Origin of the sequence: Cupriavidus sp. UME77 (assembly GCF_014170355.1) — a bacterium.
Taxonomy (GTDB): domain Bacteria; phylum Pseudomonadota; class Gammaproteobacteria; order Burkholderiales; family Burkholderiaceae; genus Cupriavidus; species Cupriavidus basilensis.
This window is the reverse complement of the sequence record NZ_LZZU01000009.1, coordinates 1-18,154: the sequence shown is the minus strand read 5'-3', so window position 1 is coordinate 18,154 and position 18,154 is coordinate 1. Positions and strand designations below refer to the sequence as shown.

The following is an 18,154-nucleotide window of genomic DNA, read 5'->3' as shown; positions in this document are numbered from 1 at the left end:
AATGAATGCGCGGCCCCGATGGCGCCGCCCGCCTGGTTCAGCTGCCTGTCTTGACGTTGCGCCGCGCTGAAGGCTTGCCCGTCTTGAGCGGCTTGGCCACCTTGCCCGGCTTGGCCGCGCCGGCCACTGCCGTGCCTGCCTTGCGAACGCGTGCGCTGGCTTCCGGCGAAGCGGCTCTGCGCACCGTGCGCGGCGTTTCCACGGGTGCGGGCGCCGGGGGCGCCGCGGTGGAGGGCTGCGCAGCTTGCCGCGCCGTATGGTCGGTGCCCAGCACGCGCGCCACCTCGCGATAGCGCGCCAGGCGGGCGCCTTCGAGCGGCCCCACCACGGTCACGATGCGATGGATCGCCATCATGATGCGATGGCGCAGCGCGCTGTCCGGCACCAGCAGCGGCAGCGCGGCCACGGCCCGCGCGGCGTCCAGCCCGACGATCATGCTCTGCCGCCTGACCGCGGCCTTGACCGTGGCGATGTCCGGCTGCTGCTCCAGGTGCTCGCGCGCCATCTGCCGCATCAGGTTGAAGGGCCGCTCCTCGATGCTGGTGTTCTCGTCCGCCACAAAGCAAAGGATGCGCATGAAGGCATCGAGCGGCGTGCCCTGCTCGATCCCCGCCTCGGCCTCATGGATGCGCCGCGCGGCCAGCTCCTGGCGCAGCGCCGCGCTCAGCGGCGGCGGGCCGCGCTTTTCGGCGCCAGGCGAGAAGCCCATCAGCGCGGACAGCCATGGCGACTGGTACAACGCCTCGAAGAGCTGCTCCTGGAAGGCATCGCGCTGGTCGCGCCACGCGTCAAGCGTGCGCACGATGGTGTCGGACACCGCGCGCTCCAGCGTGACGAAGGGATTGTCCGGCGCCACCGGCTGGCGCGCTTCGCGCACCGACGGCGCCAGCGCGGCGATCCACGCCATCCACGGATTCGCATCCGACGCCAGCGAGCGCTCCAGCCGGGCCGGATGCATCTGCCGCATCGTGTAAGCGCTCAGCTCGTTGGATGCGGCCTGCACCGCCGGCGAGGCGAAGGTGTCGTACAGGCGCTGGTTGACTTCGGCCACGCGGCGCACCACCTCGAACGCACGCTCGTCGTCGCGGCCATCGTCCAGCGCGAGGATGTCGTCGATGGTCCTGCGCTCGAAGCGCATCAGGTAGCGGCCTTCGATCAGTTCCAGGTGCGAGGTGCCCGGCGCGATGTCTTCGATGCGCGCCTCGTATAGCCCTGGCGGCAACACGTCGATCAGGTCCAGCGCCGAGAACAGCTCGGTGTGCTCGCGATTGGCCACGCCGGCGGAGACGAAGATGCCGAGGTGCCCGACCTTTTCATGCAGGCAGTAGACGATGACCTGGTCGTTGGCGACGATCTCGTCGACGCTGGCGTAGAGATCGGGAATCCAGTTCAGCGCCTGCTGCGGCGGCGTGATGTTGTCGCCCCAGGAAGCAAAGACCACGATCGGCGAGCGCACATTGCGCAGGTCCACCGCGACGCTGCCATCCGCGCTGCGCACCTCGCCGGCGGTGAGGTGGTTGCCAACGAACAGGTTCTGCACGATCCAGTCGATCTCGGCGCGGTTGAGCAGGAAGTGCCCGCCCCACCAGCGCTCGAAGTCCAGGAAGCGCTCGCGCTCCGTATCCACCTGCGCATAGACGTCGTAGAGCTTTTTCCAGTACGTGTTGGACGGATTGAGCTGCTCGAAATTCTGCACCAGCCAGGCCCCATCAAAGCGCCCATTGCCGAGATCCGAAGTCAGGGACGACAGCCACGAGCCGCCCAGCAGCCCGCCGCTGTAGCGCATCGGATTGCGCCCGCGCACGCCCGACCAGTAGGCCAGCGGCGAACCGGCCAGCAGGATGGGGCCGACCAGTTCCGGCGCGGCGGCCGCCAGCATCATCAGCGCCCAGCCGCCCTGGCAGTTGCCGATCACGAACGGCTTGCCCTGCGCTTGCGGATGGCGCTCGGCCACGGTGAGCAGGAACAGCGCTTCGGCGCGCGCCACGCACTCGATGGTCTGGCCCGGGCAAGGCACCGGAAAAAAGGTGACGAAGTAGCAGGGATGGCCGCTGCGCAGCGCGATGCCGATCTCGCTGTCGATCTTGAAGCCGCCGATGCCCGGGCCATGCCCGGCACGCGGATCGATCACCACGAAGGGCCGCTTGGTGTCGTCGGTGACGATGCCGGGCGGCGGCAGGATGCGCAGCAGCGCGTAGTTGGCGGGTTGCGCCAGCGTGCGCGCGTCGATCACCACCTCGTGCTCGAAGATCAGCACCGGTGGCATGCCCTCGCGCTCGTGCTCGAAGGTCTGGTTGCCGCGCTCGCGCAGGATGTCGAGCAACAGGATGGCGCGCTGCCAGGCGTCATGCGCGTAGGACCACGCATCGGACAAAAGCGGTGGCACGCCGGCGGCGGTGCCGGCATGGATGACGGGATCACGTGCGTTCACTCGGCTTCCCCTTCTACGTTCTACGTTCTACGGTGTGGCGCCGAAGGCAGTCGTTTCCACGCGATCGCACGGAATTGCTGCCCTGCAGCACAGCGCAATCTACCAGCCCGCATCGCGCTTGACAACCCGCAGCATGGGCGGATCCGGGGCCGGGATGACCTGGCGCAAGGTACACGCCAATGTCATCGTGGCGCAGGAAACTTCGCCTATACTGGCCTTTGTTTTTTGCGCGACGCAGCATGTCCGCGCGGTCGCACCGCAACCCGACGCACCGGAACGCCGATGACCCACACGCCCGACAAGTACTCCGTCCTGCTGGCGCGCTGCCAGGATTTGCCCGCCATTCCCACCGCGGTGGCACATCCCTGCGATGCTTCCTCGCTCGGCGGCGCGCTGCAGGCGGCCAGCCTGGGCTTGATCGTGCCGCTGCTGATCGGGCCCGAGGCGCGCATCCGCCAGGTGGCCGACGCCAATGCGCTGGACCTTGGCGACAGCGTGCTGATCGACGCGCCGCACAGCCATGCCGCCGCCGCGCGCGCCGTCGCGGCAATCCGCGCGGGCGAGGCCGAGCTGCTGATGAAGGGCAGCCTGCACACCGATGAGCTGCTGCACGAAGTCACCGCGTCCGCCACTGGCCTGCGCACGGGGCGGCGCCTTTCGCATGTGTTTGCGATGGACGTGCCGAGCTATCACAAGCCGCTGTTCATCACCGACGCCGCCGTCAATATCTTTCCCACGCTCAACGACAAGGCCGATATCTGCCGCAACGCGATCGACCTGCTGCGCGTGCTCGGCATCGAGTGCCCCAAGGTGGCCATCCTCTCGGCGGTGGAAACCGTGACCGACAAGCTCCCCTCCACCATCGACGCAGCCGCGCTGTGCATGATGAGCCGGCGCGGCCAGATCGAAGGCGGCATCCTCGATGGCCCGCTCGCGTTCGACAACGCGATCAGCCGTGAAGCCGCGGTGACAAAGGGCATCGTCTCCGAGGTCGCGGGCGATCCCGATATCCTGCTCGTGCCCGACCTGGAAGCCGGCAACATGCTGGCCAAGCAGCTCACCTTCCTGGCCGGCGCCGAAGCCGCCGGCATCGTGCTGGGCGCGCGCGTGCCCATCATCCTCACCAGCCGCGCCGACAGCGTGCGCGCGCGCATCGGCAGTTGCGCGATTGCCGTGCTGCTGGCGCATGCGCGCCGCACCGGCCAGGCACCCAGCAAGATCTGAACGCCCCGGCGTCTCGGTCGCCGTCTCAGTCACAGTCAACGTCACCGTCACAAGGAGGCTTGCCAGCGTGAGCGCCACCCACCCCACCATCCTCGTCGTCAATGCCGGCTCCTCCAGCGTCAAGGTCTCGGTGTACGCCGTGCCTGAGGCTGCGCACGCCAATGCCGACATCAACCCGGTGCTCAGCGCGCACGGGCAGATCGAAGGCATCGGCGTGTCGCCGCGCCTTACCGCCAGCATGGCGGACGGCCGCGTGGTCGCGGACGAACGCTTTCCGGTGGCGCAGGTGACGGATCACGACGCGGCCTTCCGCCTGATCCGGCTGGTGCTCAGCATCGGCCTGCGCGATGCGCCGCCGGTGGCGATCGGCCATCGCGTGGTGCATGGTGGCGCGGATTTCTCCGCTGCCGTGAAGATCGACGACGACGTCATTGCCAAGCTGGAAGCATTGATCCCGCTGGCGCCGCTGCACCAGCCGCACAACCTCACGGCGATCCGCGCGGTGCGCGCCGCCGTGCCGGCGCTGCTGCAGGTCGCCTGCTTCGACACCGCCTTTCACGCCGGGCACGACCCGCTGGCGCAACTGCTGGCGCTGCCTTACGAATATTTCGAACGCGGCATCCGCCGCTACGGCTTTCACGGCTTGTCCTACGAGTACATCGCGCGCCGCCTGCAGCAGATCGCGCCCGACCTGGCACAGGGCCGCGTGATCGTGGCGCACCTGGGCAACGGCGCCAGCCTGTGCGCCATGCGCGACGGGCGCAGCGTGGAATCCACCATGGGCCTGACCGCGCTCGACGGCCTGCCGATGGGCACGCGCTGCGGCGCCATCGACGCCGGCGCCATCCTGTGGCTGTCGCAGCAAGGCATGAGCACCAAGGATATCGAGACGATGCTGTACCAGGAGTCAGGGCTGAAGGGACTGTCGGGCGTCAGCAGCGACATGCGCGCCCTGCTGGCCAGCGACGCGCCACGCGCGCGCCTGGCGATCGATTTCTACGCCTACCGCGCGGCGCAGGAAGTCGGCAAGCTGGCGGCCACGCTGGGCGGCCTGGATGCGCTCGTGTTCACCGCCGGCATCGGCGCCAACTCGCCGCCCGTGCGCGAGAAGATCTGCGCGCGGCTGGCGGAGCTGTTTGGCATCAGCCTGGACGCCGGCGCCAACAACGAAAACCGCCAGCGCATCAGCCGCGACAACAGCCGTGTGCCGGTCCTGGTACTGCCTACCGACGAGGAAGGCATGATCGCGCTGAATACCGCACGCATCATGATGGAGCAGAACGCGCTCGCGTAGCGCTCCCGAGACGCTAGAGCTTGAGCGCGAACGGCCTACGTTTGACGTTTGCAATGCGGATTCGGCGCACGTATCCAGAACATTGCGTTGGACAGGGCAGTGCAGGCCCATGCCGATCTTGGCGCGACTGATCTGGATGCCAGCCCTTCGGCGACCAAGCGGTCACCGAAGGCCCGGCCGATGCGCAGGATCGGTCAGCGCGAGCAGGAAGGCCGCCAACCCATGGCGCGCCCCGCTCCGGCATTGCTCTCCCCCCTCCATCGACGTCAATTACTGGTTCCGCTCCGTGATGACGAGCGGGATGCGCACCTCGCCAACCGTCATGACAGCCTGCAGCGGCAGGGCCGAAGCCGGCAACGACGTGGCAGTGAACGCGCGCGATGGCGACGCGAAGCGCAGCCATGCCGGCAAGGCCGTTCCGTCCATTTGCGTCGCACTCACCTCGGCACCATTCGCGGCGCCAGGAATTGCCTGCGCGGGCAACGCGAACCGGAAGTGACTGCCCGGCCTGGCCATATCCTTCGGCACCGACACGGCGATGAGGTCCGACGGATTGCCGGTTGCCTTCAGGCTCACCGTGACCGTGATGCCATGCGGATCGTCGGCAGGCGCCCTCGAACCTGCGGCGGCGGTCGATGCGTCACCACCGGCGACGTTACCGCCGGATGAGCCGCTGCCGCCTGACGACGAGGTGCCGCCGCTCGAGGAGCTCGAACCACCGTTCGATGTGTCGCCGCCGCTGGAACTACCACCGGACGAGCCGCTGCCGCCGGACGAACCGCTGCCACTCGACGACGAGGAGCTGCCGCCCGACGAGCTGGCGCCACCACCTGACGTATCGCTACCGCTGGACGAACCGCTGCCGCTCGACGAGCCACTGCCGCCCGACGACGAGCCTGAACCGCTGCTGGAGCTGCCGCCGGACGAACCGCTGCCGCCCGAAGATGAGGAGCTGCCACTCGACGACGACGAGCTGCCGCCAGACGATCCGCTGCCACCCGACGACGAGGAGCTACCGCTCGACGAGCCCGATCCACCGCTCGATGTATCGCTACCGCTGGAGCTACCACCGGACGAACCGCTGCCGCCCGACGACGAGGAGCTGCCGCTAGACGAACTCGATCCACCGCTCGATGAACTACCGCCAGACGAGCCACTGCCGCTCGATGAACCGCTACCCGACGAGCCGCTACCGCTCGATGAGCCAGTACCGTCGGTTGCGTTGCCGCCGGAGCTACCGCTGGACGAACCACTGTTGCCAGACGAAGAACCGCTACCCGACGAGCCACTGCCACTCGATGAACCGCTACCCGACGAGCCGCTACCGCTCGATGAGCCCGCGCCGTCGATCGTGTTGCCGCCGGAGCTACCGCTGGACGAACCACTGTTGCCAGACGAAGAACCGCTACCCGATGAACCGCTACCGCTCGATGAGCCCGCGCCGTCGATCGTGTTGCCGCTGGAGCTACCGCTGGAAGAACCACTGTTGCCAGACGAAGAACCACTACCCGACGAGCCACTGCCACTCGAAGAACCACTACCCGACGAGCCGCTACCGCTCGATGAGCCCGCGCCGTCGCTCGTGTTGCCGCCAGAGCTACCACTGGAAGAACCACTGTTGCCGGAGGAAGAACCACTACTCGACGAGCCACTGCCACTCGATGAACCGCTACCCGACGAGCCGCTACCGCTCGATGAGCCCGCGCCGTCGATCGTGTTGCCGCTGGAGCTACCGCTGGAAGAACCACTGTTGCCAGACGAAGAACCACTACCCGATGAACCGCTACCGCTCGATGAGCCCGCGCCGTCGATCGTGTTGCCGCCGGAGCTACCGCTGGACGAACCACTGTTGCCAGACGAAGAACCGCTACCCGATGAACCGCTACCGCTCGATGAGCCTGCGCCGTCGATCGTGTTGCCGCCGGAGCTACCGCTGGACGAACCACTGTTGCCGGACGAAGAACCGCTACCCGACGAGCCGCTACCGCTCGATGATCCCGCGCCGTCGCTCGCGATGCCGCCGGAGCTACCGCTGGACGAGCCATTGTTGCCGGACGACGAACCGCTACCCGACGAGCCACCGCCGCTCGATGAACCGCTTCCGGACGAGCCGCTACCGCTCGATGAGCCAGTGCCATCGATCGTGTTGCCGCCAGAGCTACTGCTGGAAGAACCACTGTTGCCGGACGAAGAACCACTACCCGACGAGCCACTACCGCTCGATGAGCCAGTGCCATCGCTCATGTTGCCGCCGGAGCTACCGCTGGAAGAACCATTGTTGCCGGACGATGAACCGCTACCCGACGAGCCGCTACCGCTGGATGAGCCAGTACCGTCGATCGTGTTGCCGCCGGAGCTACCACTGGAAGAACCACTGTTGCCGGACGAAGAACCGCTACCCGACGAGCCGCTGCCGCTCGATGAGCCAGTGCCATCGGTCGTGTTGCCGCCGGAGCTACCGCCGGACGAACCATTGTTGCCGGACGAAGAACCACTACCCGACGAGCCGCTGCCGCTCGATGAGCCAGTGCCATCGGTCGTGTTGCCGCCGGAGCTACCGCTGGACGAACCACTACTGCCGGACGAAGAACCGCTACCCGACGACCCACTGCCGCTCGATGAGCCCGCGCCGTCGATCGTGTTGCCGCTGGAGCTACCGCTGGAAGAGCCACTGCTGCCGGACGAAGAACCGCTACCCGACGAGCCGCTGCCGCTCGATGAGCCAGTGCCATCGCCCGTGTTGTCGCTGGAGCTACTGCTGGACGAACCACTGCTCCCGGATGACGAACCGCTACCGCTCGACGAGCCCGCGTCATCGGGCTTGCCGCCGCTGGAGCTACCGCTCGACGAACCGCTGCTGCCGCTCGAACTGGCGGAGGGCGAATCCAGTGGCGGCGGCGACGGCATCGGCACGGGAACGGGGGCCGGCGCCGGAGGCGGCGGAATCGGAACCGGGAATCCACCCGACGAGCCAGGGCCTCCCGACGAGCTGCCGGATGAACCGCTACCGCTAGAAGAGCCCGATCCGCTGGAGGAACCCGAGCCACTCGACGAACCTGAACCACTAGATGAACCCGAGCTACTCGACGAACCCGAACCACTCGACGAACCTGAGCTACCCGATGAACCCGAACCGCTCGACGAACCCGATCCACTAGACGAACCCGAGCCGCCAGACGAACTGGAGCCACTCGACGAACCCGAACTGGAGCTGGTGGCACACCCGCCGAAAACGCAAAGTACGGGCGTGCTGGTGCCTGACGCAGCCGCCCCCCAGATCGGCGTCTTGGCGGTGGTATCACTTGCAGGCGTGGAAATCTTGGTGATGGTCTGGGTCGTCTGGAGGAGCTTTGTCCATGCCGCATTGGTGGGATCCTTCATCTGCGCTGGAGTCAACGCGATCCCTCCTACCTGCGCAACGGCTTGCTTGTTTTGATCGTTCCAGACTCCCCACACGGTATTGGAGGGAGGAAGGTAGCCGTTCGCCCCGCCGATCAGGCCGCCTCCACTACCATTGTTTACCAGCCCGCTCGCATAGCTCGTATCGATCTGTTGCAGGGGCAGGTTGGCAGTTTCCAATTGCCCAACCAATCCACCTGCAAAGGCCGAGCCCTTGCCGGAAATCGTCGCAGTGACGTCTCCCGTGGCATAGCTGTTAAGGATCAGCGTCGAGCTTGAATAGCCGACCAGGCCACCTGCTCTGACAGCATAGGACTTGACACCGTTGGCCAATACGGAGCCCGTGGCATAGCTTTGCTCGATGTGCCCCAGGGCGATCCCGATCAGGCCACCAACAGCGTCGCCCCCAATGACCGCTCCTGTGGCAAAAGAGGCCGACAGGTAATCAGAAAATGGACTGACGTATTGCCCGAACAGCCCGCCGACCCCTAACTTGCCGGTGACCGATCCGGTTGCGTAATCCCAGTTCAGCCCCCAAGACAAGTAGTTGCCGTACATCATCTGGGCGTCCGCGGTGTTCTCGACAAAACCGACGAGGCCACCTACGTTGGTCGAGTTTGGAGCCGTCACGTCAACCGTGGCATAACTATGCGTCACGCCGCCCAGCGTGATATGCCCGATCAACCCGCCGACATCGTCGGCCGAGCCCGAGACTTTCCCGCTGCCGCTGACGTAGCTATTGCCGACTGTGCCTTGGAATTCATAGCCGACCAAGGCCCCGACCTCTCCCTGCCCGGTCACGCCTCCAGGGCCGAGCACAAGGCCGACATTGCGGATGGCTCCGCTGTTCTGCGAGAACAAGCCTACCTTGTCCGTCGTCGGCAGGTTGATCTCAAGCCCGGTGATCCGGTGCCCCAGTCCGTCAAATGCCCCGGTAAAGGCCCCGAGGTTGGCACCCGCCAACCCAATCGGCGTGAACGCGCCGCTCAGCGCCACGTCGCTGCCCAGGAAGTAGTATCCGTTCAGCGGCAGGTTCTGCAAGTCCGACTGCGACTTGATCTGCGTGTAGGTATTGCCGTTGATGACCAGGCTGCCGCTCGAACTGAAATCGACACGCCCGGTGAAGCCACCACCATTCAGGCTGACTCCCATCCGTACGGTGCCGCCGCTGACCGAGGTGCCGGTGTTCATCGCCAGCGAGCCCTGCCCGCTCACGCTGGCCACGGCATTGAAGTTGATATTGTTCTGCGCATTCAACGTCAGCGTGTTGGCGTTCCATGTCACCGCATCGTTGACGTTGATGCTGCCGTTGTCGGTCGTGCTGGTCCCCGCCGAGGCGCCATCGGTGGAGCTGATCGTGACATTGCTGGTGGCCAGCTTCGCGCTCAGCGCCGCGCCGGTGATGTCGCCGCCCGACGCGGCAATGTTGTAGTTGTTCGGGTCGATCAGCCAGTTCCCGGTCTTGCCCTGCGGCGCGCGCGTATCCACCGTCGCGCTATCCACGATCTTCACGTGCGAGCCCGACGTCTCCACGAAGCCGCCGTCCCCGCCCAGCTTGCCGCCGTGCGCGCTGATGGTGCCATCCACCGTGGTCAGGCTGTTGGCGTTGCCCAGGTCGGCGATCGCGATCACGGTGCCGCCTTTGCCCGCGCTCTGCGCGGCGGCGTCCGCGTTGATGATGCCGCTTTGCTGAATGGCATCGCTGGCCAGCAGGCGCACCGTGCCGCCGTCGCTGCTCAAGCCGGTGGCCTCCAGCGTGCCGGTGTTGCGCACCACGCCGCCCTGCAGGCGGTCTGCCGCCTGCGCCGACAGGATGATCAGCCCGCCCGGCGCGCGCACGGCGTTGCCGTTCTCCACCAGCGCGGCGATGGTCGCCGGCGTCACCAGGATATTGGCCAGCGTGCGGTTGCCGCCGAACTGCAATTCGTAGGCCTCGCCCGCGGCCAGCGCCACGGTGCCCAGTTGCGCGACGATGACGCCGTGGTTGCGCACCTCCGGTGCCAGCAGTGCGACGTACCCACCCAGCGCGGCCGTGATCTGCCCGTCGTTGACGATGCTGCCGGTGGCGCCGTTGCGCGTGAAGCGGTAGTTGCCCGCCATGAAGTTGGCATCGGTGATGCCGTGCGTGGTCGCCACCAGGCTGCCCACATTGACGCTGGCGGTCGGCCCGAAGTACATCCCCGCCGGGTTGACGAAGAACACCTGCCCCGGCGCGTTGATGCTGCCGTAGATCTGGCTTGGGTTGCTGTCGAGCACGCGGTTGAGGATGGCCGCGCCCGCCGAGGGCTGCTGGAAGTTGACCGTGGCCGCGCTGCCCACGTTGAAGCTCTGCCAGTTGACCACCGCGTTCTGCGAGGTCTGCGTGACGTTCGTCGTGTTACCACTGGTGCTGATGCTGGCCTGCCCCGCCGCCACCTGGCCGCCGGTGGGCAGCTGGTTCGGCGCCGGCGGCGCGGCATGCGCCAGGCCGATGCCGGCCAGCGCCGCCACCAGCGGCTTGATGGCCAGGCGGGCGCGCGTTGCGACGACGCCCACGCTGCGGCTGGCCTTGCCGCGACTGCGCGCGGTCTCTGCCACGACGACCCAGGCACGCACGAGTTCGCTCCAGATCAGGCGATAGATCTTGTTCATTGACGGACTTCCGGGAAACTTAGAACGACAGGCTGGCGGTCAGCCAGACGCGGTTTTTGATCAGGGAGCCGTCCTGGTCCTTGCCGGACGGCGTGGCGCTCGGATTGCCGCCGATGCGGTGCGCCCAGGTCGCGCCCAGGTTCACGCCGCGCCCTGGCTGCCACTGCACGGCCAACCCCGCCCCTTGCAGGTGGTAGCTGTTGACCAGCGGCGCGCCGGGGAAGTTGTTGTCGCGATTGACGGTGACGTGACCCCAGTCGTAGAAGCCAGACAGCGACACGCCATACGGCAGGCGCCAGCGCAGTTCCAGGTTCACCAGTTGGCCTTCGCTGCCGCCGCCCTCGCCGATCGGGTAGGCGCGCACACCGCCCGGGCCACCCAGGTAGAACTTCTCCGACGAATCCAGGTTCTTGCTGGCCATCTGCCCGGACAGCATGGCCGTGGCCGACAGTGCATCGGTCAGCACCTGCTGGCGCGACATGCCGTAGCGCAGCTTCAGGAACTGGCCGGCAGTGCGCGCCGTCATGGCGTCGGCGGCCTGCGTGGGCGACTGGCCCAGGTTCAGGTTGCCTCCGGTGAAAATCGCGCTGGCGGTGTTGGCGCCGCCCCGGCCCAGGTTGTCGAACAGGTTGCCGCTCAGGCCCAGGCTCAGCGTGTTGTCGAAATAGCGGCTGGTGGTGACCTGGCTGGCCTCGTTGTCGTAGGTCTTATGGTCGTAATTGGCCACGAAGTACAGGTTGCGCTGGCGCGCGCGGATCAGCGGATAACTCGCCTCCAGGCCTACCGTGTTGGAGTTGCCGCGCGCGTTCAGCGCCTTGAAGTCATCCGCCACCAGCCGGTAGTCCAGCCGCGAGGCGTTGGCGCCAACGCGCCAGCCGTCGTAGCCCACCGGCACCGTGTAGCCTAGCCGCAGGTAGCGGTAGCCCTCGCTCAGCAAGCCGTTGGCCAGCAGCTGGTCGCCGAAGCCCGCCAGGCTGTTCACGCTGGCGTTGCCCACCAGCCGCGCCGCGCCGGTGGAGCGCGCGCCCTGGTTGTCCATGGCCACATTGCCGGTCGCCAGCGGCGTTTCCACGAAATTCAACGCCAGGTCGGTTTCCTGCTCCTGCGCGCCCGGCTGCAGCCGCCCCACCAGCGAGACGCCCGGCAGGTCGTTGGCCAGCAGCAGCGCGCGGTCCAGCGTCTCGGTATTCAACGGCTGGCCCACGGGCTGGTGGGCGGCGAAGCCGGCGATGATGCGCTCGCGGCTCACGCGCTGCGGGCCCTGGCCCTCGATGCGCACGCCGCCGAACACGCCTTCCACCACCTGGATGGTCACCACCCCTTCGCGCACGTCCTGCGCGGGCAGGTAGGCCCGCACCACCCAGCCCGCCGCGCGGTAGGCCTCGGCCACCACGGCGGCGGCGGCCTGCAGCTCGCTGAAGTCCAGCGGCCGGTTCAGGAAGCCGGCCACCACCGGCGCGAGCTGCGCCTCGCTTATCTGCTTGTTGCCGGCAAAGCGGAAGGCCTTGACCGTCACGGTAGCCTCGCCGCGCTGGCGCATCGGCGGCGGCGCCGCGCGGTCCGGCGCCACCGGCCGCGGCAACGCCGGCGGCAGCTCGGGCTCGATCTGCTGGCGCAGCGCGCCGGCGTCGGGCGGGGTCTGGGCGAGGACAGGACCGGCCGCCAGGGCACTCAGGCACAGACCCACCAGTTGCCGCACACCGGCGGGCACCCGGCCGTAAGAACAGGAAATAGGACTACGCATTGGAGAATGGAATCAGAGACTTTTATATAGGCTCCGACTCTATCCAACGGCCAGCCTGAAAAGCTGACAAGTCCTGACATTGGCAAAAACAACCCCGCAAGCGACCACGGCTGGGCTATAGTCGCGCCGGCCGTCCGCCTCGCACGGCTACGATGGCCGGCGGTGCACTAACGGCGCTAACGGTCCGTTGGGGGATGACGCGCTCGGGAGGACGCACTCGCCAAGCACCTTGGAGACAAGGATCGCTAAGCGCGTACGAGATAGGCCTGGCGCAAGCGCTCGGCATCCACCTTGAGCACGTCGCCCAGGTAGGCATCGATGCCGCCGTAGTCCTGCTCGATGGCGTGCATCGAGGCTTCAAGGTAAGAGGCCTTCACCGCCAGCAGCGGCCACATCACCGCGGGATCGACGCCGAACTGCGCCGCGCCGGCGCTCATCTTCTGGTTGAAGCCCTGGTTCCAGTGATTCGATTCCAGGTAGTTGGCCATGATGATGTCGCGCTCCACGCCCAGGCCGGCCAGCAGCAACATCGAGGCAAAGCCGGTACGGTCCTTGCCCGCGGTGCAGTGGTACAGGAGGTTGCCGCCCTGCTCCGCAGTCTTCAGGAAGCCGCCAAAGGCCGCCTGGTACTTGCGCGGAAAGTCGCCATAGACCTCCAGCATGAAGGCCTCCATCTGCTCCGCGCTACCGTCGCGCAAACGCGGCATCAGCTCGGCCATCGACATGCTGCCTTCGAGCACCGGTGCGGCGACCCAGCGGAAAGCCTCGCCAAAGGGGCTTTCCGCGGCGGTCTTCTCACCGGCCGAGCGGAAGTCGATCACCATGTCCAGCCGCAATGCGCGCAGCCGTTCCATATCCGCCGCGCTGGCCAGGCCCGGGTTGCCGCTGCGAAACAGCTTGCCGGCACGCACGCGGTGGCCATCGCGCGTGGCGAGGCCGCCGAGGTCGCGCAGATTGACCACATTGTCCAGCGCAAGCGCTGCGTTGCCCGGCACGCCGGCGCCTTGTGATGGCGCATCGGCCAAGTTTTCCTGCATCGTGTGTCCCTGCCCTGTCTTTGTCGTTCGGTGGCGCGCGCGCCGCACCGCACGTGGCGGCGGCTCAGCGCGCGCGATAGGCCGGCACATGCCAGCGCGTATGGCAGCCAGCAATATAACGGCGATCGAGCTTCGCCACCAGTTTCCACACGCTCATCGGGTCCACATCGTCGAGATCCAGGTCGACCCAGGCCCAGGGATGCGCGCCGTCGCCCTCGCGGATCAACTCGATGTCCTTGACCCGCACGTAGGCGGCCAGCGCCGTGCGCAGCGCCGATGCGTCGACTTCGGCACGTAGTCCTCTCACTAAAACCTTCATCTTGCACTCCAAAATTTTCAGATCACGTTCACGCGGCTCGCGGCGTGCGGGGCCGCAGGTTGTTGCACTCGCTGCGCAACGCCCGCAAGCCCTTGTATCCCTTGTATCGCAACGATCTGAAAGTCTGACCGCTTGGCGCATCGAAATTTCCCTGTGCGAGCCGGTTCTTTGATCCGCGTCATATGCGCCCGGATCCACTCTCGACAGCCGCCGTTGGCCGGCACGATAATTTCCCCATGTCGAACGCGGCAGCCCGGCCGCAAGCCGGTCTCCCGCCTCCGCCAGGTCTTCACGGAACACCACCGGACGACGCCGCCACCCTGCCAGTCACAGGCTAGCCATCTGCCCCGCGCGTGACGTCCGCCTTCCCGTGTCGAACCAAGATCAACAAGACAAGAAAAGGGAAAGCGATGACAGACCCGCGCACTCCAACCCAAGCCGTCCGCGCAGCCGCCCCCACCGCTATCGGTGTGGCTGCCGCCGTGCCGCAAGCCGCGCCCGGCAAATCCACACCATGGGGGCTCTACGCCGCCGTCCTGGTACTGATCGGCATACTCGCCCTGCCCCTGCCCCCGGACCTGCCGGTGGCGGGACATCGCATGCTGGCGATCCTCGCCTTTGCCATCGTGGTGTGGATCACCGAGGCGGTCTCCTACGAGGCCAGCGCCATCATGATCACGTCGCTGATGGCCGCACTGATCGGCTTTGCGCCCACGGTGGCCGACCCGGCCACGCAATACGGCACCTCCCGCGCGCTCGGCATGGCGCTGGCAGGGTTCTCCAACACCGCGCTAGCGCTGGTTGCCGCCGCCCTCTTCATCTCGGCGGCAATGACGGTGACCGGGCTCGACCGGCGCATCGCGCTGGTCACGCTGTCGGCCATCGGCACCAGCACGCGGCGCATCCTGATCGGCAGCATCGTGGTGACCATCGCGCTGTCGCTGGTGGTGCCGAGCGCCACCGCGCGCAGCGCCTGCGTGGTGCCGATCATGATGGGCGTGATCGCGGCCTTCGGGGTCGACAAGAAATCCAATATCGCCGGCGGCATCATGATCACCGTGGCCATGGCCACCAGCATCTGGAACGTCGGCATCCAGACCGCCGCCGCGCAGAACCTGCTGACGGTGGGCTTCATGGACAAGCTGCTGGGCGAGCGCATCACCTGGCTGCAATGGCTGATCGCCGGCGCGCCGTGGGCCATCGTGATGTCGGTCGTGCTGTATTTCCTGGTGCGGTTCCTGTTGCCCGCCGAGACCGAGGCCATCCCCGGCGGCAAGGAAGCCGTGCAAAAGGAACTCGCCGGGCTGGGCCCGATGAGCGGCCCGCAGAAGCGGCTTGCCGCCGTGTCCATCGGGCTGCTGCTGTTCTGGGCGACCGAGGGCAAGCTGCACCAGTTCGACACCGCCACCGTGACCTTCGTCGGCCTGGTGATCCTGATGATGCCGCGCATTGGCGTGATGGACTGGAAGACCATGCAGCAACGCACGCCTTGGGGCACGCTGATCGTGTTCGGGGTAGGCATCAGCCTGGGCACCGCGCTGCTTACCACGCAGGCCGGCCAGTGGCTGGGCAAGTTCGTGGTGGCCAACTCCGGGCTCGCCACGCAAGGCCCGATCCTGGTGTTCGCCATCCTGGCCGCCTTCCTGATCCTGATCCACCTCGGCTTTGCCAGCGCCACCGCGCTCACCGCGGCGCTGCTGCCGATCCTGATCTCGGTGCTGCAGACGCTGCCCGGCGATATCAACCAGATCGGCCTGACGATGCTGCTCGGCTTCACCGTGAGCTTCGGCTTCATCCTGCCGATCAATGCACCGCAAAACATGGTTTGCCTGGGCACGGACACCTTCAACGGCAAGCAGTTCGCCAAGGTCGGCATCCCCGTGACGGTGATCGGCTACGCCCTGATGCTGCTGTTCGCCGCCACCTACTGGCGCTGGCTGGGCTGGATCTGATCGCACACCGGGACAAGGAACAAACATGAAGATTACGTTGCAATTCGCCACCCGGCTCGCCCGCGACCTGCTCGCCGCGCAAGGCGTGCCGACTGACATCGCCAACGACGTGGCCGAGCACCTGGTCGAGGCCGACCGCTGCGGCTACACCAGCCACGGCCTGTCGATCCTGCCCAACTACCGGCGCTCGCTTGCAACCGGCAACGTCAACCCGGCGGGCCGCGCCGAATGCGTGCTCGACCGCGACAGCCTGCTGGTGTTCGACGGCAATGGCGGCTTCGGCCAGCACGTAGGCAAGCGCGTCATCGAGAGCGCCATCGAGCGCGTGCGCCAGCACGGCCACTGCATCGTCACGCTGCGCCGCTCGCACCACCTGGGCCGCATGGGGCACTATGGCGAGATGGTGGCCAAGGAGCGCTTCGTGCTGCTGAGCTTTACCAATGTGATCAACCGCTCCCCGGTGGTGGCCCCCTACGGCGGCCGCACCGCGCGGCTGACCACCAACCCGCTGTGCTTCGCCGGGCCGATGCCCAACGGCCGCCCGCCCCTGGTGGTGGATATCGCCACCAGCGCCATCGCCATCAACAAGGCCCGCGTGCTGGCCGAAAAAGGCGAGCCCGCCCCGGAGAACAGCATCATTGACAGCGACGGCAACCCCACCACCGATGCCGCAGCCATGTTCAGCGAACAACCGGGCGCGCTGCTGCCCTTCGGCGGCCACAAGGGCTATGCGCTCGGCGTGGTAGCCGAACTGCTCGCGGGCGTGCTGTCGGGCGGCGGCACCATCCAGCCGGAGAACCCGCGCGGCGGCGTGGCCACCAACAATATGTTCGCGGTGCTGATGAACCCGGAACTGGACCTGGGGCTGAGCTGGCAGAGCGCGGAGGTGGAAGCCTTCGTCAACTACCTGCACGACACCCCGCCCGCCCCGGGCTTTGACAGCGTGCAATACCCGGGAGAGTTCGAAGCCGCCAACCGCGCACTCACGACCACCCACCTGGACGTGAACCCTGCGATCTGGCGCAACCTGGAAACGCTGGCCAAGGAACTTGGCGTGGCACTGCCGGCGGGCTGAACCGGCGGCGCGGCTTGGGCAGGGACATGGCCGGTGCTGGCACAATACGGCCCATGGAACGTCTCTGGTCGAATTTTCTCAAGCTGGTGCTGCTGCTCATCCTGGGCGCGGCCCTGCTCGGCACGCTCGCCGTGCTCGTCGCTCAGCGCCAGCTGCCCACGCTGGACGCGCTCACCACGTTTCGCCAGTCGCCCGGCTACGTGCCCATCGGCGAAATACCGCCCAAGCTGACCCAGGCGGTGGTAGCCATCGAGGACGATCGCTTCTACCTCCATGACGGCATCGACTATGTCGGCGTGATCCGCGCCGGCGTGGCCAACCTGTCCGATGAGCTGTCGCAGGGCGCCTCGACCATCACCATGCAGGTGGCCCGCAATTTCTTCCTCTCGCGCGAGAAGACCTATACCCGCAAGCTGTATGAGGTGCTGCTGGCTTACCGGATCGAACACGCGATGAGCAAGGACGAGATCCTCGAGCTCTACATGAACAAGGTCTACCTTGGGCAAGGGGCTTATGGTTTTGCCGAGGCGGCCGAGACGTATTTTGGCAAGCCGGTGAGCGAGCTGACTTTGGCGGAATGCGCAATGCTGGCCGGATTGCCCAAGGCGCCTTCGGCGAATAACCCGGTGGTGAATCCCCGGCGCGCCCGGCAACGGCAGGCTTATATTTTGCTGCGGATGCTGGAGTTGGGGAGGATTGGGAGGGGGGAATATGATGCGGCGTTGTTGGAGCCGTTGAGGTTGAAGTAGGGGATGGATTGGTGATGGGGGTGGTCGCTGTTTGATTGCTGCGGCGATGGCATCTTGAGGTTCCCCTTGTTTTTCGCCTTCCAAGGGTAAGGGAGTCAAGCCGCCATGTCCCGTGGGTGTTCCCAGTCCCGGAGGTACTGGGCCGGGGACACATAGCCGAGCGTGGAGTGTCGGCGGCTCCGATTGTAAAAGATCTCGATGTAGTCAAAGAGATCGTCTTTGGCTTGCTCGTGCGTGGCGTAGCGCTGGCCATGCACCCGCTCGTTTTTCAGACTGTTGAAGAAGCTCTCGCTCGGGGC

At 66.7% G+C, this 18,154-nt stretch carries 11 protein-coding genes; 5 read left to right on the top strand and 6 right to left on the bottom strand.

Features of this window, described 5'->3' with window-relative positions; genetic code table 11:
- Positions 1-37: 37 nt before the first annotated feature.
- Positions 38-2,431, bottom strand: coding sequence for a DUF3141 domain-containing protein (locus A9975_RS03905; protein ID WP_183031481.1), 2,394 nt, complete (start codon positions 2,429-2,431; stop codon positions 38-40).
- Between A9975_RS03905 and A9975_RS03900 the strand changes: the two genes are divergently transcribed.
- Positions 2,348-3,655, top strand: a complete 1,308-nt coding sequence (locus A9975_RS03900; RefSeq protein ID WP_370563839.1) for a phosphate acetyltransferase — start codon at positions 2,348-2,350, stop codon at positions 3,653-3,655. The genes A9975_RS03905 and A9975_RS03900 overlap by 84 nt on opposite strands.
- A 67-nt stretch (positions 3,656-3,722) precedes the next feature.
- Positions 3,723-4,949 carry an acetate/propionate family kinase gene (locus tag A9975_RS03895; RefSeq protein WP_183031479.1) on the top strand — a complete coding sequence of 409 codons (1,227 nt, stop codon included), beginning with the start codon at positions 3,723-3,725 and terminating at the stop codon, positions 4,947-4,949.
- 270 nt (positions 4,950-5,219) lie between these two features.
- Here the strand turns inward: A9975_RS03895 and A9975_RS03890 are convergent, their stop codons facing one another.
- From A9975_RS03890 to A9975_RS03875, 4 genes are all read right to left on the bottom strand, one after another.
- A complete protein-coding gene (locus A9975_RS03890; protein ID WP_183031478.1) occupies positions 5,220-10,979 on the bottom strand; it encodes a filamentous hemagglutinin N-terminal domain-containing protein in 5,760 nt (1,919 codons plus the stop codon).
- Positions 10,980-10,998: 19 nt separating this feature from the next.
- Positions 10,999-12,723 carry a ShlB/FhaC/HecB family hemolysin secretion/activation protein gene (locus A9975_RS03885; protein ID WP_255503053.1) on the bottom strand — a complete coding sequence of 575 codons (1,725 nt, stop codon included), beginning with the start codon at positions 12,721-12,723 and terminating at the stop codon, positions 10,999-11,001.
- A 245-nt stretch (positions 12,724-12,968) separates the two neighbouring features.
- The gene (locus A9975_RS03880; protein ID WP_183031477.1) at positions 12,969-13,760 is read right to left on the bottom strand and encodes a tyrosine-protein phosphatase; all 792 of its coding nucleotides are present in this window, start codon (positions 13,758-13,760) and stop codon (positions 12,969-12,971) included.
- 64 nt (positions 13,761-13,824) lie between these two features.
- Entirely contained in the window at positions 13,825-14,079 is a 255-nt protein-coding gene (locus A9975_RS03875; RefSeq protein WP_183031476.1) for an RNA-binding protein, read from the bottom strand.
- Positions 14,080-14,489: 410 nt separating this feature from the next.
- On the opposite strand from A9975_RS03875, the gene A9975_RS03870 reads away from it, so the two are divergent.
- Genes A9975_RS03870 through A9975_RS03860 form a run of 3 tightly spaced genes read left to right on the top strand, consistent with a single transcriptional unit; the run spans position 14,490 to position 17,855 of the window.
- Positions 14,490-16,031, top strand: coding sequence for a DASS family sodium-coupled anion symporter (locus A9975_RS03870; RefSeq protein WP_183031475.1), 1,542 nt, complete (start codon positions 14,490-14,492; stop codon positions 16,029-16,031).
- Between the two features lie 25 nt (positions 16,032-16,056).
- The gene (locus A9975_RS03865) at positions 16,057-17,106 is read left to right on the top strand and encodes an Ldh family oxidoreductase (RefSeq protein WP_183031474.1); all 1,050 of its coding nucleotides are present in this window, start codon (positions 16,057-16,059) and stop codon (positions 17,104-17,106) included.
- 53 nt (positions 17,107-17,159) lie between these two features.
- Positions 17,160-17,855 carry a transglycosylase domain-containing protein gene (locus tag A9975_RS03860; protein ID WP_183031473.1) on the top strand — a complete coding sequence of 232 codons (696 nt, stop codon included), beginning with the start codon at positions 17,160-17,162 and terminating at the stop codon, positions 17,853-17,855.
- 95 nt (positions 17,856-17,950) lie between these two features.
- On the opposite strand, the gene A9975_RS03855 is transcribed toward A9975_RS03860, so the two are convergent.
- A partial coding sequence (locus tag A9975_RS03855; protein ID WP_183031472.1) for an IS3 family transposase occupies positions 17,951-18,154 on the bottom strand: 204 nt, incomplete at its 5' end.

Bases quoted from the DNA above. Each gene is read 5' to 3' on its own strand.
- A9975_RS03900 (WP_370563839.1), top strand. From the start codon at position 2,348: ATGCGCGTAGGACCACGCATCGGACAAAAGCGGTGGCACGCCGGCGGC.
- A9975_RS03890 (WP_183031478.1), bottom strand. From the start codon at position 10,979: ATGAACAAGATCTATCGCCTGATCTGGAGCGAACTCGTGCGTGCCTGG.
- A9975_RS03885 (WP_255503053.1), bottom strand. From the start codon at position 12,723: ATGCGTAGTCCTATTTCCTGTTCTTACGGCCGGGTGCCCGCCGGTGTG.
- A9975_RS03880 (WP_183031477.1), bottom strand. From the start codon at position 13,760: ATGCAGGAAAACTTGGCCGATGCGCCATCACAAGGCGCCGGCGTGCCG.
- A9975_RS03875 (WP_183031476.1), bottom strand. From the start codon at position 14,079: ATGAAGGTTTTAGTGAGAGGACTACGTGCCGAAGTCGACGCATCGGCG.
- A9975_RS03870 (WP_183031475.1), top strand. From the start codon at position 14,490: ATGACAGACCCGCGCACTCCAACCCAAGCCGTCCGCGCAGCCGCCCCC.
- A9975_RS03865 (WP_183031474.1), top strand. From the start codon at position 16,057: ATGAAGATTACGTTGCAATTCGCCACCCGGCTCGCCCGCGACCTGCTC.
- A9975_RS03860 (WP_183031473.1), top strand. From the start codon at position 17,160: ATGGAACGTCTCTGGTCGAATTTTCTCAAGCTGGTGCTGCTGCTCATC.